At 63.1% G+C, this 23601-nt stretch carries 23 protein-coding genes and 1 tRNA gene; 11 read left to right on the forward strand and 13 right to left on the reverse strand.

Annotated elements, in window-relative coordinates:
• The first annotated feature begins 18 nt into the window (after window positions 1–18).
• From M5J06_RS08020 to M5J06_RS08030, 3 genes are all read left to right on the forward strand, one after another.
• A complete protein-coding gene (locus tag M5J06_RS08020) occupies window positions 19–753 on the forward strand; it encodes an AAA family ATPase (RefSeq protein WP_010188884.1) in 735 nt (244 codons plus the stop codon).
• Complete coding sequence (locus M5J06_RS08025) at window positions 750–1400, forward strand: AAA family ATPase (RefSeq protein WP_010188886.1); 651 nt, start codon at window positions 750–752, stop codon at window positions 1398–1400. Before M5J06_RS08020 ends, M5J06_RS08025 begins: the two co-directional genes overlap by 4 nt.
• Before the next feature lie 305 nt (window positions 1401–1705).
• On the forward strand, window positions 1706–1987 hold the full coding sequence (locus M5J06_RS08030) for an ATP-binding cassette domain-containing protein (protein WP_080550367.1): 282 nt from the start codon (window positions 1706–1708) through the stop codon (window positions 1985–1987).
• Between the two features lie 33 nt (window positions 1988–2020).
• Here the strand turns inward: M5J06_RS08030 and M5J06_RS08035 are convergent, their stop codons facing one another.
• The 4 genes from M5J06_RS08035 to M5J06_RS08050 are packed head-to-tail and all read right to left on the reverse strand — an operon-like array spanning window position 2021 to window position 5645.
• Entirely contained in the window at window positions 2021–2860 is an 840-nt protein-coding gene (locus M5J06_RS08035; RefSeq protein WP_070522820.1) for a CE1 family esterase, read from the reverse strand.
• A 9-nt stretch (window positions 2861–2869) separates the two neighbouring features.
• The gene (locus M5J06_RS08040) at window positions 2870–3832 is read right to left on the reverse strand and encodes a metal ABC transporter permease (protein WP_250224375.1); all 963 of its coding nucleotides are present in this window, start codon (window positions 3830–3832) and stop codon (window positions 2870–2872) included.
• Entirely contained in the window at window positions 3810–4511 is a 702-nt protein-coding gene (locus tag M5J06_RS08045; RefSeq protein WP_250224376.1) for a metal ABC transporter ATP-binding protein, read from the reverse strand. Before M5J06_RS08045 ends, M5J06_RS08040 begins: the two co-directional genes overlap by 23 nt.
• Window positions 4512–5645 (reverse strand): metal ABC transporter solute-binding protein, Zn/Mn family, encoded by a 1134-nt coding sequence (locus M5J06_RS08050; RefSeq protein ID WP_250224377.1) that lies wholly within the window; start codon window positions 5643–5645, stop codon window positions 4512–4514.
• A gap of 72 nt (window positions 5646–5717) precedes the next feature.
• On the opposite strand from M5J06_RS08050, the gene M5J06_RS08055 reads away from it, so the two are divergent.
• On the forward strand, window positions 5718–6803 hold the full coding sequence (locus tag M5J06_RS08055) for a LacI family DNA-binding transcriptional regulator (RefSeq protein ID WP_250224378.1): 1086 nt from the start codon (window positions 5718–5720) through the stop codon (window positions 6801–6803).
• Here the strand turns inward: M5J06_RS08055 and otsB are convergent.
• Genes otsB through thrE form a run of 5 tightly spaced genes read right to left on the reverse strand, consistent with a single transcriptional unit; the run spans window position 6800 to window position 11606 of the window.
• Window positions 6800–7543 (reverse strand): trehalose-phosphatase, encoded by a 744-nt coding sequence (gene otsB, locus M5J06_RS08060; RefSeq protein WP_154736943.1) that lies wholly within the window; start codon window positions 7541–7543, stop codon window positions 6800–6802. The genes M5J06_RS08055 and otsB overlap by 4 nt on opposite strands.
• A 31-nt stretch (window positions 7544–7574) precedes the next feature.
• On the reverse strand, window positions 7575–8099 hold the full coding sequence (locus M5J06_RS08065) for a hypothetical protein (protein WP_250224379.1): 525 nt from the start codon (window positions 8097–8099) through the stop codon (window positions 7575–7577).
• Window positions 8096–9517 (reverse strand): alpha,alpha-trehalose-phosphate synthase (UDP-forming), encoded by a 1422-nt coding sequence (locus M5J06_RS08070; protein WP_250224380.1) that lies wholly within the window; start codon window positions 9515–9517, stop codon window positions 8096–8098. Before M5J06_RS08070 ends, M5J06_RS08065 begins: the two co-directional genes overlap by 4 nt.
• A gap of 2 nt (window positions 9518–9519) precedes the next feature.
• Window positions 9520–9879: a hypothetical protein gene (locus tag M5J06_RS08075; protein WP_070522844.1), complete on the reverse strand. Its 360-nt coding sequence runs from the start codon at window positions 9877–9879 to the stop codon at window positions 9520–9522.
• A 50-nt stretch (window positions 9880–9929) separates the two neighbouring features.
• Window positions 9930–11606, reverse strand: coding sequence for a threonine/serine exporter ThrE (thrE, locus tag M5J06_RS08080; RefSeq protein ID WP_250224381.1), 1677 nt, complete (start codon window positions 11604–11606; stop codon window positions 9930–9932).
• Window positions 11607–11792: 186 nt separating this feature from the next.
• Between thrE and M5J06_RS08085 the strand changes: the two genes are divergently transcribed.
• Window positions 11793–11865 (forward strand) — tRNA-Thr (locus M5J06_RS08085).
• Between the two features lie 31 nt (window positions 11866–11896).
• Here the strand turns inward: M5J06_RS08085 and M5J06_RS08090 are convergent.
• Entirely contained in the window at window positions 11897–12424 is a 528-nt protein-coding gene (locus M5J06_RS08090) for a TetR/AcrR family transcriptional regulator (protein ID WP_250224382.1), read from the reverse strand.
• Window positions 12411–13910: an MFS transporter gene (locus tag M5J06_RS08095; RefSeq protein ID WP_143335114.1), complete on the reverse strand. Its 1500-nt coding sequence runs from the start codon at window positions 13908–13910 to the stop codon at window positions 12411–12413. The genes M5J06_RS08090 and M5J06_RS08095 overlap by 14 nt, the downstream gene beginning before the upstream one ends.
• Window positions 13911–14079: 169 nt before the next feature.
• On the opposite strand from M5J06_RS08095, the gene M5J06_RS08100 reads away from it, so the two are divergent.
• Window positions 14080–15825, forward strand: a complete 1746-nt coding sequence (locus tag M5J06_RS08100; protein WP_250224383.1) for a pyruvate dehydrogenase — start codon at window positions 14080–14082, stop codon at window positions 15823–15825.
• A gap of 50 nt (window positions 15826–15875) precedes the next feature.
• On the opposite strand, the gene M5J06_RS08105 is transcribed toward M5J06_RS08100, so the two are convergent.
• Entirely contained in the window at window positions 15876–17165 is a 1290-nt protein-coding gene (locus tag M5J06_RS08105) for an MFS transporter (RefSeq protein ID WP_070532335.1), read from the reverse strand.
• An 80-nt stretch (window positions 17166–17245) separates the two neighbouring features.
• Between M5J06_RS08105 and M5J06_RS08110 the strand changes: the two genes are divergently transcribed.
• The 3 genes from M5J06_RS08110 to M5J06_RS08120 all read left to right on the forward strand — a co-directional run bounded on the left by M5J06_RS08110 (window position 17246) and on the right by M5J06_RS08120 (window position 20318).
• Window positions 17246–18019 carry a MerR family transcriptional regulator gene (locus M5J06_RS08110; RefSeq protein WP_250224384.1) on the forward strand — a complete coding sequence of 258 codons (774 nt, stop codon included), beginning with the start codon at window positions 17246–17248 and terminating at the stop codon, window positions 18017–18019.
• Between the two features lie 131 nt (window positions 18020–18150).
• A complete protein-coding gene (locus M5J06_RS08115; RefSeq protein WP_070522860.1) occupies window positions 18151–18855 on the forward strand; it encodes a response regulator transcription factor in 705 nt (234 codons plus the stop codon).
• An 11-nt stretch (window positions 18856–18866) separates the two neighbouring features.
• On the forward strand, window positions 18867–20318 hold the full coding sequence (locus M5J06_RS08120; protein WP_250224386.1) for a sensor histidine kinase: 1452 nt from the start codon (window positions 18867–18869) through the stop codon (window positions 20316–20318).
• A gap of 24 nt (window positions 20319–20342) precedes the next feature.
• Here the strand turns inward: M5J06_RS08120 and M5J06_RS08125 are convergent, their stop codons facing one another.
• On the reverse strand, window positions 20343–20771 hold the full coding sequence (locus tag M5J06_RS08125) for an HIT family protein (RefSeq protein WP_154762511.1): 429 nt from the start codon (window positions 20769–20771) through the stop codon (window positions 20343–20345).
• A 34-nt stretch (window positions 20772–20805) separates the two neighbouring features.
• On the opposite strand from M5J06_RS08125, the gene purD reads away from it, so the two are divergent.
• Entirely contained in the window at window positions 20806–22080 is a 1275-nt protein-coding gene (purD, locus tag M5J06_RS08130; RefSeq protein WP_250224387.1) for a phosphoribosylamine--glycine ligase, read from the forward strand.
• A 39-nt stretch (window positions 22081–22119) separates the two neighbouring features.
• Window positions 22120–23559: an adenylosuccinate lyase gene (gene purB / locus M5J06_RS08135; protein ID WP_070532348.1), complete on the forward strand. Its 1440-nt coding sequence runs from the start codon at window positions 22120–22122 to the stop codon at window positions 23557–23559.
• Window positions 23560–23601: the final 42 nt, after the last annotated feature.

A 23601-nucleotide genomic window follows, 5' to 3' on the forward strand; every position in this document is an offset into this window, starting at 1 on the left:
GCTCACGCTTTCGTCGCCATGTTCCTCACGAGTGTGCGTCCCGCCCCGGAGCTTATTGGGGAGGGACTGCCCGGCGTGCCGGAACACATGCGCCGCCTGGGCGTGCTCATCGCAGCGCTGCCCGGCGGCGCCTTGCGTTTGCCTACGCCCGTGACCGTCGTCGTGGGGGATAACGGCGCCGGAAAATCCACGCTGCTCGAGGCCATCGCCGTGGGGCTTGGCGTCAATCCCGAGGGCGGCTCGCGCCACGCCCGGTTTGCCACCGGCGACGAGGACTATCCCGAGTGGCTCATCTGCTCGCGGGCGCACAACCCGCGCGACGTGTACTTCTTGCGCGGCGAGACCTTCCTCAACTTGAGCGAGTATCACCACCAGATCCACAGCCCGGAGAATCCCGATCCGCTCAGTGACTTGCCGTTTCTCAGCCACGGCCAGGGTCTGCTCGCCCTCGTCGAGAGACGCTTCCATTCTGACGGAATGATCATTCTCGACGAGCCGGAAGACGGCTTGTCCTATCCCCGGCAGGTCGAGGTTGTCACGCAGCTCGAGCGCCTCGCCGCCCAGGGCGCGCAGGTCATCCTCGCGACGCACTCGCCAGTCTTCCTCAGCATGCAAGGCGCGACCGTCTACGCGTTCGGCGACAAGGGGATTGCGCCCGTCGCTCCCGAAGCGACGGAAGCTGTCCACGCCGCGCGCGAGTTCCTTGCCGATCCATTGGGAACCGCCGCGTTTCTTATTGGGGAGGGCGAATGAGAGACTTCTATGTCGACGCCTATGCCGCGCTGGACGGCGGCCACGGACCTGAGTGGGTGTCCTCCGTTCCTGGTTTCGTGGCGCTGCGACGCCAAGGACTGGACCTGCGTGCGCCGGTGACCGTGCTGACCGGGGACAACGGGGTAGGAAAGTCGACGCTCGCCGAGGGCATTGCCTTCGAGTACGGCTTTCCTGAGCGCGGTGGGATATGGGGTGTGCAGCGCTCCGCCGGTCCCATCAATCCCCTCCGGAGGTGGGCGAGCCTGCGGCTAGGTACCGCGCCCAAGGACGGCTACTTCCTGCGAGCGGAGGCGCACTACAACGTTGGTTCGACCGCGATGTCGCATGGCGAGTCCGTCATGGACGTCGTGCAGCGTTCCTTTGATGGGCGCGGGCTCTACATCCTCGACGAGCCGGAATCTGGGCTTTCGCTCGTGCGGCAGATGACGCTCATGGCGGAAATCCATCGCGCCGCGGAGGCGGGTGCGCAGTTCATCGTGGTGACGCACTCACCGATTGTGGCAGCCATCCCCGGTGCGCGGATTGTTGAAATTACAGAAGATGGGTTCTTCCTTGAGCTGCGCGACGTGACACAGACGCTGGCGTTTCAGTCGTTGCGTGAGTTTCTCTACGCCTCCGGATGCTAGATTCAGGGCCGAGAAAGCTGGATGGCGATCTTTACTTCTTGGTTGCTGGCCAGTACTTCACATCTTGAACATTCAGATTGCGTGCGTGTGCCGAATACAAGGTTCTGGAGGATTGGGGTTCCACGGCTTAGAGACGAGGACAACTCGGTCCTTTGCCTGCCGTTTTCACCTTGTACAGATTCAGCTGCGGGTAACTTGAAGAATCTTCGCCAGCAAACCGTGACATCGAGAGTACATACATGCACAGACGTGTGCAACATCACGCTGGGACGTAATAATTCTTTAGATAACAACGGGTCGCAAGTGTGATTAGTCAGTACGCGAGAAAAGAAAACCTACGCGATGGAACGCGACCTCTACGCGATCGTCAACGACATTGCCGACCACTACAACAAGGTTCACTGAATGATGAACTGAAGGATCTTTTATCCCTTGTAGGCCTTTCATTGCACCACAGTGTTTCCTGCGAGCATGCTTCGCTCGGTATGAAACAGCGTCTAGGAATCGCCAAAGCACTGGTCGGTAATCCACAATTATTGCTTCTCGACGCTCACCTACGAACGGCCTCGACCCGAGGTTGGGGCTGAGTGGAGTGAGATACGATGGGGCGCACGTGCAGTCTAGAGCCCGAAGAATTCCTCCACGAGCTCGGCAGCGATGAAGGAATCCGTGTTTTTACCCAGGCGTGGGTCCAGCTCGTTGCCCGACGGGATGACGTGGCCCATGCCCTCGACGCTCACGAGCTCGACCGGCGCGCCGGTGGCGTCTGCCGGCTCCCAGCGGTCGACAACGGTGTCGGGGAAAAGGTGGGTGCGCTCTGGGCCGGCGGCATGGTTGAGCTCCGCGAAGCGTGCGGCGTTCTCCTGCGCGCCGGTGACGGCACCGCGGGTGCGCTTCGGGTCAATGCCCGCCGTTCCGCCCGTATAGGGCGCGAGCCGGTCGCCCGTGCCGTGGACGAACATGACCGGGGTGGGTTGGTACGCCGAGTCCGGATTGGTGGGCGCATGGTTGGCGCCGGCGCCGAGAGTGGAGGCGAAGATGCAGGCGGCATCGGCAAGCCCGGGGGCGTCGAAGAGCAAGCGGATAACCATCTGCCCGCCGTTGGAGAAGCCGCAGAGGAACACGCGGCTAATCTCCTGCTCCGCGCGCAGCTCGTCGAGGATGGCGCGCGTGAAGGCGACGTCATCGATGCCCAGCTCGCGCGCGGCGACGGGCAGGGTGGCGCGGGCATCGTTAAAGTGCTGTTCCACGCCGGTGGGGTAGACCGCAAGCATGCCGTGGCGGGTGGCGAGGTCATCGAACGTGCCGTTAGTGAAGCGGCGGATGACGTTCGCGGATTGCAGGGAGCCGTGGAAGAACAGGAGGAGGTCTCTCTGGCGCTCGACGTCATCATTCGGGCGGTACACGAGGTACGTGCGGGTGCGGTCTTGTAATTCGAGGCTACGGCGTTCCAAAGTCACGCATCTAGCCTAATCCTGATGCGCGCAGTGCTCATCGTGCGTCGAGGTGTGGTGTGTCTCGGCGTCGGCGCGATCGGTGGCGGCGCGGAAGTGTTCCTGGGAGGCGCGGCGGGCGGCGACGTCGTCGCGGACGGCCTTGCGGCTGCGAGCCCAGCCGATGCCGCGGCAGACCAGGTAAATAACAAAAGAGATGCTCGTGACGAAGACCGAGACGGGCAGGCCCGGCGCCAGGGAGAGGACCAGGCCGCCCACGGCGGAGACCTCCGCGAAGACGGTGGACCACACCACCGCGCGCAGCGGGGAGGAGGTAATCTGTACCGCCGCTGCGCCCGGCGTGATGAGCAGAGCCATGACGAGTAGGGAACCGACGATCTGCACGGACTGCGCGGCCGTCAGGCCCACGAGGATGGCGAAGCAGACCGCTAGGGACTTCACCGGCACGCCGGCGGCTTGGGCCATGACGGGATCCGCGGAGGCAAAGAGCAGCGGGCGCCAGAACAACGCCACCACGGCAACGATGATGGCGGTCGTAGCGGTCAGCAGCCACACCGAAGCGGAGGAGACGCCGACGATTTGTCCCGTCAGGAGCGACATCGCGGTCTTGGCGTTGCCGGGGTAGAGGTGCAAAAAGAGCACCGAGAGGCCCAGGCCGAAGCTCATGACCACGCCGATGGCACTGTCTTGTTGGCCTTTCAAGCCCAGCACCGCCAGGATGATGGCGGCGACAATGGCGCCGGCGATCGCGCCGAAGCCGATGTTGAGCCCGAACAGCAAAGCCGCGGCCGCGCCCATGAGCGCGAGCTCAGAGGTGGCGTGCACGGAGAAGGACATCTGGCGCAGGACGATGAGCGAGGTCATCACCCCGGAGAGGATTCCGAGCAGCGCGCAGGCGATGAGCGAGGATTGCACGAAATCAACACCCAGCAGGTACTGGGTGTCCTCGATGAACTTAGACAACGATGAGCCTCCCATCGACGTTGAGGACGGTCACGGAGGAGCCATAGAGTTCCGAGAGCACCTCGGAGCGCATGACCTCATCGACCGTGCCGAAGGTGTGGCCATTGGGCGCAAGGTAGAGCACCTTATCCACCACACCCAGCACCGGGTTGATGCCGTGGGTAACGAAGAGCACGGAGGTGCCGCGCTCGTGGCGCCAGGCGTCGAGCTTGGCGACGGTCGCCTGCTGCCGCGCCGGGTCCAAAGACAACAGCGGCTCGTCCGCGAGGATGAGCTCCGGGTCATTGGCCAGGGCCTGGGCCTGGCGGATGAGCTGTTGCTGCCCGCCGGAGAGCTGGCCCACGCGGCGGTTGGCAATTCCGGTGGCGCCGACCTCGGCGAGGAGCTCGTCGACGCGGCCCCGAGCAGGCCGTCGGTTGCGCAGCGTGCCGTGGGCGAGGGACAGCGACACCAGATCCCGGGCGCGCAGCGGCAGGTTCTGCGGGAACATTCTTTGCTGTGGGATAAAGCCCACGCGGCACGTGACGTCGACGCTGCCCGCAGTGAGCTGGCGGGTGCCCAGGATAGTTCCCAGCAGCGTGGATTTGCCCACGCCGTTGGGGCCTAAAACGGCGATGAACTCGCCGCGGTCTACGGCGAGGTTCATGTCAGACCACAGTGGTTCTACTGCGGCATTCTTAAAGGAAATGAGCACTTATGCGGCCTCGAGTGCGTTGACGACTTCTTCATAGTAGTCAAGGAAGTTGGTCTTCTCCGGCGGAGTTTCACCGATTTCGACGACCGGGATGTTCTTGTCCTCGGCGGCGGTGCGAATGCGCTTGGTCATGTCGGTTTCGGTCTGCGGGTTAAAGATGAGCAGGTCGATCTTGTCCTGCTTGATGTCCTCGAGGAAGTGCGCCAGGTCGGCGGCGGTGGGCTCGCCCTCAGCAACGGTGGCCTTGCGGTAGCCCTCCGGGGTGGCGTCGGTGCTGTCGGTGTACTTGAAGATGTAATCCGCAATGGGCTCGGTCTGCGCGTAGTTGCGCTGCGGGAGCTTCTCGATGCGTGACTTCAGGCCCTCCACGCGCTCGACCAGGGGATCGGCGGTGGCCTTGGCCTCCGGGTTGGCCTCGTTGACGAGATTGGCTACGTCGGTCGCCACCTTCTCGATGGCAGCGGAGTCGTACCACACGTGCTCGTTGCCATCGATATTGGTGATCTGCTCGGGGTGCTCGGCGGCGATCTTCTTGGCCTCGTCCATGGTCACGGTTTCGCCTTCGTGAGCGTGGTCATGATCATGACCTTCTCCATGGTCATGCTCGTCATGACCATGTTCGTCGTGGTCATGCGCGTGTTCCTCGTGCGCATGGTCGTGTTCTTCTCCATGGTCATGCTCTCCATGATCGTGCTCGCCATGATCATGATCGCCATGGTCATGCGCGGTCAGCGGCAGGGCGTGGATGATCTCGTCCTGGTTCTTGACCGCCTGGTAGAGCCATGCGTCGTAGCCGCCGCCACCGGCGATGATGACGTCGGCGTCGTTAGCGCGCGCGATGTCGGCCGCGGTGGGTTCGAAGTGATGGGGGTCCACGCCATTTCCACTCACGATGGGGCGGACGTCGATGTTGACGTCGGTCTGTGCGGTATCGACGACGGCCTGGGCAACGTCGGCCCAGATGGAGGTCGAGGCCACGACGTGGATGGTCTCCTTGTCGGAGCCGGCATCCGAGCCGCCGGCGGCGTTGTCATCACCGGAGGAGCAGGCACTCAGCGCTGCGGCACCCAGGGTGGCAGCGAAGAGGAGGGCGGTGGGACGTCGGAAAGCACGGCGTGAGAGGGAAGTGGTCATGTCCCTATTTCTACGCTTTAGTGAAAATTGTTGTCAAATGATAATGAGCTGAAAACGGGTAGTGTTACCGTCATGTCCAAACGCAGCACGACGCTGGCCTCCCTGGCTGCCGAACTCGGGGTTTCGCCCACCACGGTGTCCAACGCGTATAACCGCCCGGACCAGCTGGCGCCTGCCACCCGCGAGCGCATCCTCGCCGCCGCGGCAGAGCGCGGGTACACCGGCCCGGATCCCACCGCGCGCAGCCTGCGCACGCGCCGCCAGGGGTCGCTGGGGGTCCTGCTCACCGAGCACCTGTCCTATGCCTTCGAGGACATGGCTTCTGTGGACTTCCTCGCCGGGATGGCGGAGGCTTCAGCAGGGGCGAGCACGACCCTTACCTTGATCCCCGCCGGCCCGGATACCGTGGGCGCCCCCAACGATGCCCAAGCGGCACAGCTCGTGGGCTCGGCGGCGGTTGACGGCTTCGTGGTCTATTCCGTGGCGGCGGGCGATGCTTATCTGGAGGCCGTGCGCCGCCGCGGCCTGCCGGTGGTGGTCTGTGACCAGCCCACGGATTCGGGCCTGCCCTTCGTGGGCATCGACGACCGCGCCGCGATCGCCCCGGCGGCGCAGGCGCTTGTCGACACCTCCCATACCCGCATCGGCATCCTCACCATCCGCTTGCACCGTGAGCGCCTTGATGGCGAAGTGACGGCCGAACAGCTCGCCGCGGCGGACATGCACGTCCAGCGCTCGCGCGTACTGGGGGCGCTGGACGTCTTCGCGCAGGCGGGCCTCGATCCTTCAGATATCCCCGTGGTGACGCGCCACATCAACGATCCGCGCACCGCCTATGCGGCAGCCGAAGAGTTGCTGAGCGCCCACCCCGAACTCACCGCGGTGCTGTGCACGACGGACTCGATGGCGCTCGGGGTGATAGCTTATGCCCGCGATCATGGAATCGCTGTTCCGGAGCAGCTTTCCATCACCGGATTCGACGGCATCGCGCCGGCCCTAGCGCTGGGGCTGAGCACCGTCGTGCAACCGAATAAGGAGAAGGGGGCGGCGGCCGGGCGCATGTTGGCGGGCCTCATTGAGGGCGACGGTGGTGCGCTGCGCACGTTGCTTTCGACGTCTTTCCACCCCGGGCGCACAGTGGCCCCGGCTGGGGCTTAAGAGCTGTGCTGCGCGCGGGCGGACGCGAGTTCTTCGAGGAACTCCGTCACCGCCGCGATATCTGGTAGGCGAAGCGCTGCCTGCGTTGCGCCCTCGCCTACCTTGACGCCGAGGTCCGGCGGCTGGTTGAGCACGGCGAAGCCGTCTTCGTCGGTGGTGTCATCCCCTAAGAAGACCACCGCTGTGGCGCCGACGCGCTGGCGAAGCTTCTCAATCCACGTGCCTTTCGTGGCCTGCGTTGCGGAGAACTCGACGACGCATTTGCCTTCTGTCTTGGGGAAGCCATCGGCGCTTAACGCTGCCCCTTCCGCATAGGCGGCGGCCGCGGCGTCCGGGTCTTGCAGCTCTAGTGCGCGCAGGTGCAGCACGCGCTGGAAGGGTTTAACCTCTAGCTCCGCGCCGGGGTGGCGGGCGATGATCTCCTTCAGCTCTTCTTCCTTCTTGGCCAGATGGGCTTTTATCTCTGGGCTTAAGGAGGATTCCTCCCACGAGGATTCGGCTCCATGGGAACCGCCAAAGAGCACCGGTTCGCGCAATGGGCACACTCGCTTCAGGCCCTCGAGGTGCCGGCCAGAGAGTACTGCGGCGGTGGTGCGCGGGAGCGCCGCAAGGGAAGCCAAGGCATCGAGCGAGCGCTGCTCTGGGCGCACGTCATAGGCGTTGCGGGCGAAGCCAGCTAGGGTGCCATCAAAGTCGGACACAACCGCGAGGTGTTCGGCGGAGGCGAGAGCATCAATCATGCTTCCCACCCTAGCGCTGAAAATTTCGGCGCTAGAGCGAGGACATGCGGATGATCGGTGAATCCACCTTATCGGTGCGCAGCGTCAACACCAGTTGGTTGTTGGGGTTGAGCGCAAAGTCGAATTCATGGCCTTCGGTGATGAGGTTGCGCATCAGCGAATCGGCCCACCTGACCGAGCCCTCGCAGTCTTCACCGTTCGGTGGGCTCTCGTAGGTGGCTTTTTCTACCCTCATCACGTCACCCTCCCAGATCGTGGAGGCCTTGTTCCCTTTGTGGAAGGAGACCTCGGCGGTGAAGGGGACGCAGCCGGTCGAGCCCACGGCAGTGTGCTCACCGAAGCTCATGTGCGGCACCTGCGCGGTATCGGCGGGGAGGGAGGATGGCGCGTCCGGGGAGGTATAAAGATTGATGACCTGCCAATCCTTGCCCACGATGCGATCATCGCCGCGCGGTGTGGGCTCCTCATCCGCGGAGCTGCACCCGGTGAGGCCACTTGCGAGCAGCGCCGAGGCGAGCACAGCGGTGAGCGCTGCGGCGGGGCGGCGCCGCATCATGCTTCCTCCTGATCCAACGCGCCGAGGAAGGACTGCGACCACAAAGCGATATCATGCTGGCGCACCTGCTCATTCATGGCAGTCATGCGCTCGCGCATGGTCTCAGGTGATTCCTCCAGTGCCTTAACCGCGGAGAGCAGGGCGCGCTTGATGGATTCGATGTCGAAGGGGTTGCACAGGTTAGCTTGGGTAAGCTCTGCCGCCGCGCCCGCGAACTCGGAGAGTACGAGCGCGCCGGAGCCATCGCCGTGCGAGGCCACGTATTCCTTGGCTACGAGGTTCATTCCATCCTTGAAGGGCGTGACCAGCATGATGTCCGCGAGCCTGTAGTAGCGGCGCAGGACCTCCTTCGGAACGGAGCTGTGCTGGTAGTGCACCACCGGCGCACCGAGGCGCCCGAAGCGCCCATTGATGCGGCCTACGGCTTCCTCCACCTTCGAGCGCGTAGCGCGGTAATGGTCGATGCGTTCGCGTGAGGGCGTGGCCAGCTGCACAAAGGTCACCTCGTCTGGGCCCAGCGCCCCGGTTTCGAGGAGCTCCTCGAAGGCAGTAAGACGCTGCAGGATGCCCTTTGTGTAGTCGAGGCGGTCGACTCCCAAAATGACGTGCGTGGGGTTACCCAACTCCGCACGCAGCTGGGCGATGTCCCCCGCATCACCGCCTTCAGCGAACTCACCCGCCGCAATGGAGATGGGGAAGGCGCCGATTCCGACGGAATGCCCACTACTGGTCACGATGCGCGCGGTGACCGCGCGGGTGCTCACTTCACCTTCGACCTTCAGGCCCTGGGCGCGGGCGAGCTCTAGGAAATTGCGGGCGTTGGACTCGAGGTGGAAGCCGATCAGGTTGGCGTCGAGAAGCCCCCGCACCAACTCCTCACGCCACGGCAGCTGGCGGAAGAGATCCGGGGAGGGGAAGGGGATGTGGAGGAAGAAGCCGATGGTGAGATCGGGGCGCAGCTGGCGCAGGATGCCGGGCACGAGCTGCAGCTGATAGTCCTGCACCCATACCGTGGCATTCTCCGCGGCGACAGCCGCTACCTCGTTGGCAAAACGTAGGTTGACCTCGCGGTAAGCGTCCCACCAATCGCGGTTGTAGACGGGGGTGACGATGAGGTCGTGGTAGAGCGGCCACAGGGTGGCATTGGAAAAGCCCTCGTAGAAGGCTTCATAATCCTCTTGCGTGAGGCGTACCGGGTGAAGCAGGACGCCGTTGTCGGTGGTGAAAGGCTCAGGTGCCTCGTCGGCCACGCCCGGCCACCCCACCCAGCAGCCCTGGTGTTCTTCCAAGACGGGGGAAAGCGCGGTGACGAGACCGCCGGGGGAGGCCTTCCATTCGCGGGTGCCGTCGGCGGAGGTCTCGAGGTCCACCGGCAGGCGGTTGGCCACGACTACGAAGCTATTGCTGCGCCCGGACATAGCTAGGCCTTCTTCGCGGACTTTTTAGACGCCTTCTTCGTCGACTTCTTGGTGCTCTTCTTAGTCGCCTTCTTTGAGGCTTTCTTCGTAGCCTTCTTGGTCGCCTTCTTGCTGGACTTCTTGGAGGCCTTCTTCGTTGACTTCTTGCTGGACTTCTTCGGAGCAGCATCGGCTTGCTCGGCCAAGACCTTGCGGTGCACCAAGCCTTCCGGTTCGACGCCCAGCATCGACATAAGAGTCACGCCGTCAAGGAAATCCTCCGCATAGGTGGCAACGACGCGGCGCGCGGAGCGGGCGGTCTCTTCCTCTACTGCATGAGTCTGGTCAGCCGCTGGCTGAGTATCTGTGACCTTTGGTGGCACGGAGTCCTCCTGGGATGAAGTGTGAAAGCTTTCAGACCGGCTATTCTACGCTATTGCGACGCAGATGGGGCGCTCGGGTCATTTTTGCCGGGCACCGTGTAGGTGGGGCGCTGGGCTGGAAACTCCGTGGTGACGGGCCACATGTCCGTGACGGCATCACCCTGCTGGAAGCGCGCCTGCTGCGCGGGCGTCGGTGGCTTGGGGCCATACTGCGGCGGCGGGGCCGGCAGGTTGTGGCGCGGTGCGAAGGGGGACATGGGGACGCGGGGGATGCGTGCTCGCTGCGCCAAACGGGTGGCCCGCGAAAAGGAAAAGGTTCCCAGGCGCTTGAAGGCGGTATAAGGCCGGAAGTACTGCGGGCGGCGCAGGCGGCGGGCGACGCGCTCACCAAAGACCACGCCGGCGGCGAGCGCGCCGGAAATGGCAAGCGCACTGGCCAGGTTGGTGAGGCCGGTGATGAGCTGTTCATTGAGCATGGCATACATGCCGCGGTACAAGGTCAGGCCCGGCAGCATGGGGGTATAGCCCACGATCATGGTGATGAGCGGTGGCATCATGTAGCGGCGGGAAAGGAGACCACCCGCGAGGCCTACCGCCACGGCCGAGAATCCGGAGGCCACGACAGCGCCAACGCCGAAAAAGACGACGAGGAAGTAGTAGAAAACCATACCGGCGGCCGCCGTGAGCCCGGAGATGGTGACCTCCGACCACGAAGCCCCCAAGGCCAACGCGAAGGCGGCGGAGCCGATTCCGCCGCACAGCACCAGAAGCGGGATCTGGTGATAGACGGGTGGCGCGAGCGTCGCCAGCGGCGGCAGGCTAAAGCCCACCCATGAGGCAACCTGGATACCCAGGCCCACGCCGGCGATGATGGCGCCGGTGGACATGAGGGCCTCGAAGAACTTGGCGGAGGAGGTTACGGGGGCGCGCGTGATGCCGTCCACCAGGCACTGCACCAAGGTCAGTCCCGCCACCAGCACGATGATGCCCGAACCGATGATCTGGGAAGGCAGAATGTGGATACCAAAACCCGCGAAGACGTTGTAGAGAATGGCCGCGGGGACAACGGCAAGCAAGCCACCGACGAGGTTCTGATAGAAGGGCGGCAAGCGGTAGCCGGCCAGGAACATGTTCGTGCCCATGATGAGCGCCGAAATGAGGAACGTGATGACGCCGACGAGGAGATCACCACCGAGCATGACGGCGATAAACCCACCCATGGCGCCCCAGGCGCTGACGATGGTGGTCGTGGAATAGGGGTTTTTCATCGCGTCGATATCATCCAGGACCTTCTCCGCCATGGCCGGCGGCGTGGCACCGGAGTGGATGGAGCGGATGAGGCGGTCGACGGCGGACAGCTTGGTGAAGTCCACAGCGATGCTCGGCGCCACGCGGAAGACGTGGAGGTTGCGCCGGTCTGGACCCGTGCCAATAGCCGTGTGGATAGTGATCGTGTTCATCAGGATGGACACGTGACAGTAGTGCAGACCATAAGAGGATGCGACGAGGTGAATCTGCGCCTGGACGTCAGTATTGGCGGAGCCAGCCGCAATCAGGATTTCGCCGACGCGCGCGGCGATTTCCATGACGCCCGTGACCTGGGCCGGGTCAGTGAGATCGACCGGGGCAAGAGGGGAGGGCGGTGGTGCGGCCTTCGCGGCGTCAATGGTGGCGACGGGGGCCGAACGGTACAGCAGGCGCTGGCGCAAGGAAGAAAGAACAGACACGGAAAAGAAAGACCTCATCAACACTTCTGGGTTCGGTAAGTCAGCACTTTAGTAACTGCCGCCGATTTATGCACCTGCCAGTGCTTTTCGAGGTCCTCGCACCCGCTTTTTCGCAGCGCAAGCCCCCTGGCTTTCCTTCCAGGGGGTGGTCTCAGGTACGATGCCCTCTAGCGGATTAGCCGCGGTGCTGGAGTGGCGCAATCGGTAGCGCAACGCACTTGTAATGCGTAGGTTGCGAGTTCAAGTCTCGTCTCCAGCTCTAAGAGGGCCTTTTTAAAGGCCCATTTTTCTTAGTCGGCGAGGTGGCCTAGGGCGACGTCGATAAGCGCCCGGCGTCGCTGTGGTGACAGGGGGCGTTCGGTGAGATGGTCGTGGACCCACAGGCCGTTCGCAATCACCATCGCGAGCGCCACGGATTCATCCTCCGTGGCGGGATCGGGGATCCAGCGCTCGTCGACATCCCTCCATACCTTCTGAAAATCCGGATGGGACTGCGCGTGGATGGACATCAGCAGCTCAATGAGCGGATCATTCTTGCCCATTGATTCCAACGCGGCACGGTAGCGCTGGCGCGGGCTTAATTCCTCGGCCGTCTTGCCGTCGGAGAGCTCGATAAGCTCCTCCTCCCAGCGCTCCGCGCACAACGAATGGCAGTCTATGAGCAGCTGGTGCCGGGTGGGGAAGTGGTAGATGAGCCCAGACTTGCTCATGCCCGTGGCCGTGGCCAAGGAATCATAAGTGAGCGCGTGGACGCCGTCCTTCTCGATGATGGTGAGTGCCATGTCGAGCGCTTCGACCTTTTTACTAGTGCGAGGCATCGGCACCTCCTGACGTGGGGTTGGTGCGGAAGCACCAGCCGGTGACCGCGGCGAAGACGAGCATGACTACGCCGAGTCCGGCGGCGGTGGCCAGGTAAGCGTCGGTATAGGCGGGGCCGGCAACCTCCGCGAGCGCCGGGTTGTGGAGCGCTTCCATGCCTAGGTCTTGGACGTCTTCGGGCAGACCGCTCTTGTACACCATGGGGAGTACGGAACCGGTGATCGCAATCGAGAGCAGCGTGCCGAATTCATAGGAGACCTCCTCTACGCCGGCGGCCATGCCGGAGCGCGAGGCGGGGGCGGCGCCGATGATGGCGGTGGAGGAGACTGACATGACAAGCCCCGCGCCGATTCCGGTGATGAATAGGCCCGCCAGGTATGCGGGGAAGATGTCGTGCGTGCCGCCCCACACCACGCAGCCGATGCCCGCCGCCATGAAGAGGAAGCCACCGGCGATAATCGGCAAGAAACCCCAACGGTGGAGGTTGGCACCACCCAACGCGGACATTGGCAGCGCCGCCAGCGCGATGAGGGAAATGATGAGCCCGGCATGAAGCGGGGAATACAGGTCCACCAGCTGGAGCTTCTGCGTTGTGGTCATCTCTAGTCCCGCCATGCCAAACATGGCGCCCGCTGCAGCCAAGACGCCGCCGCTGAAGATGGGGGAGCGGAAAATATCGAAGGTGAGGAGTGGTTCCTCCAGCTTGTGCTGGCGGCGGGTGAAGAGGATGGCGCCGATGAGGCAGGCGGCTAGCGCGCCGCCAATGAGCATGGCGTTGAGGTGGGCGCTGGCCACCGACTTGATGACGAGTATCAGCGAAGCCAGCGTGATGAGCGCATACAGCGAGGAGAGGAAATCCCAGTGCTTCGCCGGGTTCGCCATATTCGGCGGGGCGAGGAAGGCCGTGAGGATGAGCGCGATGATAACGATGGGCACGTTGACCAAGAAGACCGAGCCCCACCAAAAATGCTCCAGCAAGAAGCCACCCACCGTGGGGCCGGCCGCCGCACCCACGACGGCGATGGAGCCCCAAATGCCGATGGCTGTATTGCGCTCAATCTCATCCTCAAAGGTCAACCGGATGAGAGCGAGGGTTGCGGGCATCATGATGGAGGCCCCGAGGCCCAAAAAGGCGCGAGCCGCGGCTAATTCCCATGCGCCGGGCGCGAGCGCCGCGGCCAGTGATGCGATGCCGAAGATCCACAGGCCGATGACGAACATTCGGCGGTGCCCGATTTTATCGCCCAACGTGCCGGTTCCCAGCAGGAGGCCGGCCAGCATGAGCGCGTAGGCGTTGATGATCCACAGCTGCTGCAGCGAGGTGGCGTGGAGCTGATCGGAGAGCACCGGTAGCGCGGTGTAGAGGATTGAGTTGTCTAAGCCGATCATGAGCAGGCCCAGGGAAATGACGCCAAAAAAGGTCCACCGGCGCGTAGCGGAGGCGCGGAGGGATTCGGCGGAGGCTTTCACGTGGAGGTCTGACATGGTTCGAAACTATAGCGAACGGTCGTTACAGTTTCAAAGCTTAGAAGGTCGAGTTGTTGTCGCAGTCACAAAGTTTCTAGGACGTGAGAAGTCAGCTTTATGGTGGCGAAACGCGCCTTAAAGGGGGAACACTGGGGGCCGTTAATGGCAAAAGTTAGAGAGGTAAATCATGGCACGCAATTACGCCACACAATTAGTAGAAACCTTGGAAGCCCAGGGTGTGAAACGCATCTACGGCCTCGTCGGCGATTCCCTCAACCCCATCGTGGACGCAGTGCGGAAGTCCTCCATCGAGTGGGTTCACGTTCGCAACGAGGAGGCCGCAGCGTTTGCCGCGGAGGCCGATTCCCTCACCACCGGCAACCTTGCCGTGTGCGCCGCCTCCTGCGGCCCGGGAAATACGCACCTTATTCAGGGGCTTTACGACGCCCACCGCAACGGCGCCAAGGTTCTCGCCCTAGCCAGCCACATCCCGTCTCGCCAGATCGGCTCGAAGTTCTTCCAGGAGACCCACCCGGAGGCCATCTTCCAAGAGTGCTCAAGCTACTGCGAGATGGTGAACTCCGCTGACCAAGGTGCCGTGGTCTTGCACCACGCCATCCAGAGCACCATGGCGGGCAAGGGCGTGTCCGTCCTCGTTATCCCGGGCGATGTCTCCACGCAGGAGGCCGAGGATGATACCTTCACCTCCTCTGTTATTTCCGCCGGCAGCCCGGTCGTCTTCCCGGATCCTGCCGAGGCCGCCGCGTTGACCCAGGCCATCAATGAGGCCAAAACCGTCGCACTCTTCGTGGGTGCCGGCGTGAAGAATACCCGCGAGCAGGTCCTCGCGCTCGCCGAAAAGATCAAGGCCCCCATCGGCCACGCCTTGGGTGGCAAGATGTACATCCAGTACGACAACCCCTTCGACGTCGGCATGTCCGGCCTGCTCGGCTACGGTGCAGCCCACGAGGCCACCCACGAAGCAGACCTGCTCATCCTGCTGGGCACGGATTTCCCCTACAACGACTTCCTGCCGGATGCCAACGTGGCGCAGGTTGACATCGACGGCTCCCACATCGGCCGCCGCACCCGCATCAAGTACCCGGTGACCGGTGACGTCGCCGCCACCATCGAGAACATCCTGCCGCACGTGGAGGAGAAGAAGGACCGCTCCTTCCTGGACAAGATGCTCAAGAAGCACTACGACAAGCTGAATCACGTCGTCGAGGCCTATACCTCTGACGTGGAGAAGCACACCCCGATCCACCCGGAGTACATCGCGGACCTCATCGATCAGCAGGCCGATGAGGACGCCATCTTCACCGTCGATACCGGCATGTGCAATGTCTGGGGCGCGCGCTACATCACCCCGAATGGTCAGCGCGAGCAGATTGGTTCCTTCCGCCACGGCACCATGGCCAATGCTCTGCCGATGGCCCTCGGCGCGCAGGCGGCGAACCCGGGCCGCCAGGTCATTACGTTCTCCGGCGACGGCGGTCTGTCCATGCTCATGGGCGAGCTGCTCACAGTGAAGCTGCACAACCTGCCGGTGAAGATGTTCGTGTTCAATAACTCTTCCCTCGGCATGGTCAAGCTGGAGATGCTGGTCCAGGGCCTCCCGGAGCACGAGACCGACCACGAGCACGTCAACTACGCCAAGATTGCGGAGGGTGCGGGCATCAAGCACTTCCGCATCGAGGACCCGAAGGAAGCGCCGCGCCTCATCAAGGAGGCTTTGGCCTACGACGGGCCTGCGCTTATCGACGTCGTCACCGACCCCAACGCCCTCTCCCTGCCACCCACACTGACCTTTGAGCAGCTGCTCGGCTTCTCCAAGGCGGCAACCCGCACCGTCTTCGGCGGCGGCGTGGGCCAGATGCTTACCATGGCGAAGTCCAACCTGCGCAACATTCCGCGCCCGCAGGACTTTTAATGTGCCGGCGTTAAGCGCCACACATTAAAAGGGGGCTACGTCGAAGGAGCTCACACCTTGGCGGGGTCTTTGACCGGGATGAGCACGAGGGCTCCTACGAGCAGGACCAGCCCAATGGCGAGCACGCCTCCCCGGTCGCCTTGGCCCAACAGTGAGACGAAGACACCGAACAGGAAAGGCGTCAACCACGCCACGGCCCGCCCGGTCGTGGCGTAGAGGCCGAACATCTCGCCTTCGCGCCCTGGCGGGGCAACGCGCGCCAAGAAACCGCGGGCGGAAGCCTGGGCTGGTCCCACACATAGGCACAAGATGAGTCCGCAGATCCAGAAGGCCGTCGGCCCCTGCGCCACGAACATGATGCCGGCCATGAGCGTCAAGATAGCCAGGCAGGTGAGGATGATGGCTTTGGGGCCCACGTGGTCGTCGATCAGCCCGCCCGCCACCGCGCCGAGCGCGGCCGCAACGTTGGCGGCAACGCCGAAGATGAGCACGTCACCGGGAGACAATCCATAGACGGACACCCCCAGCACCGCCCCGAAGCTGAATACGGCCGAGAGCCCATCGCGGAAAATGGCCGAAGCGAAGAGGAAAGCAAAGGCATTGCGGTCCTCCCGCCACAGCGTCACCACCGTGCGCCACAGCTCGCGGTAAGACGCCGCCACACCACCCGTCGATTCACCCGACGGCGCAATCTCCGGCACACGCAGCAACACAGGAATGGCAGACAACCCAAACCACGCTGCTGAAAGCAACGCTACGAGCCGGATATTCCAGCCGCCCTCCGTGTTTAGCCCTAGTGCGCCGCCCTCGCCGGAGACGAATCCGAAATAGCAGATGAGCAGCAGCGCGATGCCGCCGAAATAGCCCGCCGACCATCCCAAGCCGGATACCCGCCCCACCTTGTCCTCGGAGGCCACTTGATTGAGCTGGGCAAAGTAATTGACTTCGGCGAATTGGATGGTCACCGAACCTACCGCCAGGCCGATAAGCCCGAGCCAGAAATACGCGGGCGCATCATTGCGGATGAAGAATAAGCTAGCCATGACCAAGAACGTCAGCAGGGACCAGAAACCCAGCGCGCGCCGCCGCGTGCCCAGCCGGTCAGAGCGCTGGCCCATCACGGGGGTGACCGCAAAAATCACAAGCCCCGCCACCGTCATGGACCACGACAACCATTGTGCCGGTGTGAACTGCGAATCAATCTGCTGGCCCACCGAGTCGGTGAGGTAGACCGAGAAAATAAACGTCACGAGAACCGCGTTGAAAGCTGCCGAACCCCAGTCCCACAGGGCCCAAGCAGCCACGGTGAGGCGGTCAGTGCGTGTCGAGGCGTGAGTCATGCTTCATTATCGTAGGCAAAAACATGTGCTGAGTGGCAGGAGTTGCACTTAACGCGACGTCAACTTTTAGGCTCAACGGCATGCGTAACGACTACAGCATCGGCGACGTTGCCGAAATCCTCAAAGTCACCACCCGCACGTTGCGGCACTGGGATGACATTGGGCTGCTCAGCCCACAGTGGCGCACTGGGGGTGATCACCGCCTGTACACCGAAGATGACGTGCAACGCGGGATGGACATCCTGATTTATCGCAGCGTGGGAATTGAACTGAAGGACATCGCAGTGCTTCTCGATGCCCCTTCCTCCGCCACCCTGGCCCGCCTCCGTGCCCAACACGAGGCTTTGCAGAAGCGGCGAGCCGACGTCGATGCCATGTTGTACGCAGTGGAAAGACTAATTGAGGAGACTGAAATGGATAAGAACCTAAGCCCCAGCCAAAAAATGCGCAACCTGGGTGACGCATGGCCCCAATTGCAGGAAGAAGCCCACGAGAAGTGGGGAGACAGCACAGAGTGGGCGGCCAGTGCGGCCGTCGCGGAATCGATGGGAAAGAAGGACTGGGAGGAATTCTCCGTGGAGCATGAACACTTTGCGGCCGAGCTAGAGGAGGCCGCGAAGGCGGGACTCAAGGCAGGCAGCGAGGAGGCGAAGGAGATCGTCGACAAGCACCGTGCCCTCATCGCCCAGTGGTACCCGGTATCGAGGTCCAAGCAAGTGCTCCTGGCGCGCATGTATTGCGAGGATCCGCGCTTCGATGAGACTTACCGTGGCAACGCCGACTACCTGCGCCAGCTGATCGAGGCTCAAGCCCAGGCAGAAGGGCTAGATCTGGATAATCTCGTGTGGGACTAATGTGTTCACAGCGCACGTCCAGACTCCGCTCAGTACCCTGGGAAGGCGTAGTGCAATACTTCTCACTTTGAATGAGAAACCCCCACGCCACCTAGTCATAGGAACAGCGGAGAAAGGACCAAAGCGGGACCATGGATGATTCAAAGGACGTCAAGGTACTTGTCGTCGATGACGAGCCCAATATCGTTGAACTACTTACTGTCTCCCTGAAGTTTCAAGGCTTCGATGTACACAGCGCCAACTCCGGCAACGAGGCTCTGCGCATTGCGCGTGAGATCAATCCCGACGCCTACATCATGGACGTCATGATGCCGGGCATGGACGGTTTTGAGCTGCTGGGCAAGCTGCGCGCAGAAGGCCTCGACGGCCCCGTCCTTTACCTCACCGCCAAGGACAGCGTGGATCAGCGCATCCATGGCTTGACCATCGGTGCGGATGATTACGTCACCAAGCCCTTCAGCCTGGAGGAGGTCATCACTCGCCTGCGCGTGATCCTGCGCCGCGGCAATGCGGTGGATGATCAGGATGGCAGCGCCACCATGACCTATGCCGACCTCACTCTCAACGATGACACCCACGAGGTCACCAAGGCCGGGGAGATCGTGGAGCTTTCACCCACCGAGTTCAACCTGCTGCGCTACCTCATGCAGAACCGCGAGGTGGTGTTGTCCAAGTCCAAGATTTTGGACAACGTCTGGCACTACGATTTCGGCGGCGATGGCAACGTGGTCGAGTCCTACATCTCCTACCTGCGCCGCAAGATTGATACCGGCGATACACCGCTGATCCACACCGTCCGCGGCGTTGGTTATGTGCTGCGTACGCCGCGCACGTAGGCTCATCCACTATGAGCGAATCCCCCGCGAACACTCAGGGCTCGGATTCCGGGACCACGCTAGTGCGTAATGGCGCCCTGCGCCGGCGCATGCAACGCCCTAAAGCATTGCCCCTGCGCACATGGCTGCTCGTCCTCATGGTTCTGGTTTCGGGCCTGGGCCTTGCGATGTCCTCCTTGGCGGTGTCATCGATTATGCGCAACGTTCTCTACACGCGCGTGGACACTGAGCTCAATGACGCGATGAGCTCCTGGGCCAGCAACCTCGACGCGGCCTTCTATACCCCGCAGGACGGAAGCCGCCGGCCCCCGACGGACTATGTAGCACTGGCGTATTATCCCGATGGCTCCGTGGTGACCACGCGGCCGATGGCGGCGTTGCCGGATGCCCGCTCGGTGGTCGTCGGCGGCGAGCCCACGAGCGTCAGCTCGGTTAAAGGCGAAACCGAATGGCGGGCCGTGGCGAAGCTCAAATCGGATGGTTCCGTGGTCGTCGTGGCCAAAGATATGACGACGGAGAACTCCATCCTTAAAGGCCTGGCCATAGTCCAGGTCATTATCGCGGCGTTGGTCATGCTCATCATCGCGTTGGTGGGCATGTGGCTCATCCACAGAGCCTTGCGTCCGCTACGCGTGGTGGAGAAAACGGCCTCCCAAATCGCGGCCGGCAACCTGGATAAACGCGTTCCTGAGTGGCCGCTGCACACCGAGGTGGGGCAGCTCGCCGCAGCGCTCAACGTCATGTTGACACAATTGCAAAACTCCGTGCTCCATGCGCAGGAGAAGGAGCAACAGATGCGCCGCTTCGTCGGCGATGCCTCCCACGAGCTTCGCACCCCGCTGACCAGCCTGCGCGGCTACACGGAGCTGTACCGCTCGGGGGCTACCCAGGACGCGGAGTTTGTCTTCAGCAAGATCGATGCTGAGTCGAAGCGCATGTCGCTGTTGGTGGAGGATCTGCTGGCCCTGACGCGCGCGGAGGGTTCGCGCCTCGACATGCGTGAGGTCGACATGTTGGAGCTCGTGCTCTCTGTGGGCTCTTCGGCGCGCGCGGCTTTTCCAGGCCGCACCATCGACGTCAACAACGAAGCCTCCGAGATTCCGATGGTCAACGGAGACCCGGACCGTCTGCACCAGGTATTGCTTAACTTGGTGTCCAACGGCATCCGCCACGGCGGCGACGAGGCGTCGGTGACGCTGACGTTGCGGGATGACGAGGAGCACGTGCTTATCGACGTTGCCGATGACGGCAAGGGCATCTCCCCCGAAGATGCAGCCCACATCTTTGAGCGCTTTTACCGTGCTGATACCTCACGAACCCGCGATACGGGTGGCTCGGGCCTGGGCTTGGCCATTGTGAAGTCTCTGGTGGAGCAGCACGGCGGTTCGATTTCCGTGGATTCGGAGCTGGGCAGCGGCTCGGTGTTTACCGTCCAGCTGCCCAAGGCGGCAGCTAGTGTCTAGCTGCCAAAAGGCAGCAGTCAGCTCTTAGTTGTCGCGGCGGCCGTCCTCATCCGTGCCGAGGTGCTGGCGGATACGCGCGGCGGCCTCGTCCATGGCGGCGGGGTCGGTGGCGTCGGCAGCGAAGGCCTTGGCAAAGTCGTAGTCTTCCATTTTCTCGGTGGGGAAGAGGTGGATGTGGGTGTGGGGAACGTCGAAGCCGGCGATGATGTATCCGGTACGTGGGGTGTCGAAGGCCGTCTTGATGGCGCCACCGATCTCCAGAGCGATGGCGTTGAGGTGTGCCCAGGTTTCAGGATCGAGGTCAGTCCACTTATCTACTTCCTCGACCGGCACCACCAAGGTGTGGCCGTAGCGCAGCGGCTCGATGGACAAAAATGCCACGCACTTCTCGTCGCGGTAGACAAAGCGAGCAGGCAGCTCGCCCTCGATGATCTTTGTAAATACGGAAGACATGGCCCCTAGGCTACCGCCAGTTAAGATAGACGGCATGCGCATTCTCGTTATCGGTTCGGGCGGCCGCGAACACGCCCTGCTCACTGGCCTGAAAGCTGACCCCACTGTTACCGATCTGCACATCGCACCGGGCTCCCCGGCCCATGCGAAGCAGGCGACCGTCCACCCGGAGTATTCCCAGGTGGATGATCCTGCGCGCATGGTTGAACTCGCCGTGGACATCGCCGCTGACCTCGTCGTCATCGGGCCGGAGGTGCCGCTGGTAAAAGGCGTCGCGGATGCACTGCGTGAGCGCGGCATTGCGGTCTTCGGGCCGTCGGCAAGCGCGGCGCAAATCGAGGGTTCCAAGGCCTTTGCCAAGGACGTCATGGCGGCCGCCGGCGTGCGCACCGCCCGCGCGGAGCAGCTCGCCCCCGGCACAAGTGATGCGGACATCGAGGCCGCGCTCGACCGCTTCGGCCCGCACTTCGTGGTCAAGGACGATGGCCTAGCCGGCGGCAAGGGCGTGGTGGTGACCGAATCCCGCGAGGAAGCCCGCGCGCACGTCGACGCCGTCCATGCAGCCGGCAACCCGGTGCTGCTCGAGTCCTTCCTCGACGGCCCCGAGGTCTCCCTGTTCTGCCTCGTGGATGGTGAGACCGTCGTGCCGCTGCTGCCGGCGCAGGACCACAAGCGTGCCTATGACAACGATGAAGGCCCCAACACCGGCGGCATGGGCGCCTACACCCCGCTGCCGTGGCTGCCTGCCGACGGTACCCAGCGCATCGTCGACGAAGTCTGCGTCCCCGTGGTCAAGGAAATGGTCAAGCGCGGCACACCGTACACCGGGCTGCTGTATGCGGGACTGGCCTGGGGCAAGGAAGGCCCGGCCGTCGTCGAATTCAATTGCCGTTTCGGTGATCCGGAAACGCAGGCGGTGCTCGCTCTGCTGAAGTCCCCGCTGGGAGAGGTCCTGCACGCCACTGCGACCGGGCGGCTGGCATCACTTGCGCCGCTGGAGTGGGAGGATGGCTACGCCGTTACCGTGGTGCTGGCCGCCGAGGGCTACCCAGCTTCCCCGCGCAAGGGTGATCCGATCACCTCGCCGGATCTTGATGATCCCGCCCGCGTCCTCCACGCTGGCACCACCACGGGGGAGGGCGGATACGTATCCAACGGTGGTCGTGTCCTCAACGTCCTCGGCCGCGGCGCTACTCTGGCCGACGCCCGCGCCGCTGCCTACGAGGTGCTCGACGGCATCAAGCTGGAGGGTAGCTTCTTCCGCAAGGACATTGCGTTGCCAGCGGAAAAGGGTCAGATCAGCATCTAATCCGCTGATAATGCCTCCTTTGGGGCGAGGCGTGGAATAATGAGCGACGTGGCTGAAAAGAAGAACATTTCCAACGTCCTGTCCGCTCGATACGCCTCCCCAGAGATGGCTGAAATCTGGTCTCCAGAACACAAGATCATTCTGGAGCGCCAGCTGTGGATCGCGGTGATGAAGGCGCAGAAGGATCTCGGCGTCGATATTCCCGCCCAGGCCATCGCCGCCTATGAGGCGCAGGTAGAGAACGTGGACCTTGCCTCGATTGCCCAGCGTGAGCGCGTCACGCGTCACGACGTCAAGGCACGCATCGAGGAATTCAACGCCCTGGCCGGCTGCGAGCACATCCACAAGGGAATGACCTCGCGTGACCTGACGGAAAACGTCGAGCAGCTGCAGATTCTGCGTTCCTTGGAGCTGGTGCGCAATAAGGCCATCGCGGTGGTCTCGCGCATTGGTGAGCACGCCGCGCAGTACCAGACGCTGGTGATGGCAGGCCGCTCCCACAACGTTGCTGCGCAGGCGACGACCTTGGGCAAGCGCTTCGCCTCGGCTGCCGACGAGCTCCTGCTCGGCATCGAGCGCGTGGAATCCCTGTTGAGCCGCTACCCGCTGCGCGGCATCAAGGGCCCGATGGGCACCTCGCAGGACATGCTCGACCTCATGGGAGGCTCCGAGGACAAGCTTGCCGCGCTGGAGACGCGCATTGCGGATCACCTGGGCTTCTCCCGCGTATTCAACTCGGTGGGCCAGGTTTACCCGCGCTCCCTCGACTTCGACGCTGTGTCTGCGCTCGTTGAACTGGGTGCTGCGCCCTCCTCGCTGGCCACGACCATCCGCCTGATGGCCGGCAACGAGACCGTGACTGAAGGATTCAAGGAAGGCCAGGTCGGCTCCTCCGCGATGCCGCACAAGATGAACGCCCGCTCCTGCGAGCGCGTGTGCGGTTTCCAGGTAATCCTGCGCGGCTACCTCACCATGGTGGCGGATCTGTCTGGCCAGCAGTGGAACGAGGGCGACGTGTTCTGCTCGGTGGTCCGCCGCGTGGCACTGCCGGATGCCTTCTTCGCCATTGACGGTATGTTTGAAACCTTCCTCACCGTGCTCGCGGAATTCGGTGCCTTCCCGGCGATGATCGACCGCGAACTGGAGCGTTACCTGCCCTTCCTTGCCACCACCCGCATCCTCATGGCGGCGGTGCGCGCGGGCGTGGGCCGCGAAACCGCGCACGAGGTCATCAAGGAAAACGCCGTCGCCGTGGCGCTCAACATGCGTGAGAATGGCGGGGAGCAGGATCTGATTGAGCGCCTGGCTGCCGACGAGCGCCTGCCGCTCGATGCCGCCGCCCTCGAGGCCGCGCTGTCAGACAAGCACGCCTTCATCGGCGCTGCCGAATCGCAGGTGAGCCAGATTCTGGGCCGCATCAAGGCGATTGCTGACCAGCACCCGCAGGCCGCCGCCTACACGCCGGGTGAAATCCTCTAGTTTCACCCTTGGCGGTACGTTTCGATCAACTAAGGGTGCCAG

The sequence above is a fragment of the Corynebacterium intestinale genome (assembly GCF_023574125.1).
GTDB lineage: Bacteria > Actinomycetota > Actinomycetes > Mycobacteriales > Mycobacteriaceae > Corynebacterium > Corynebacterium hesseae.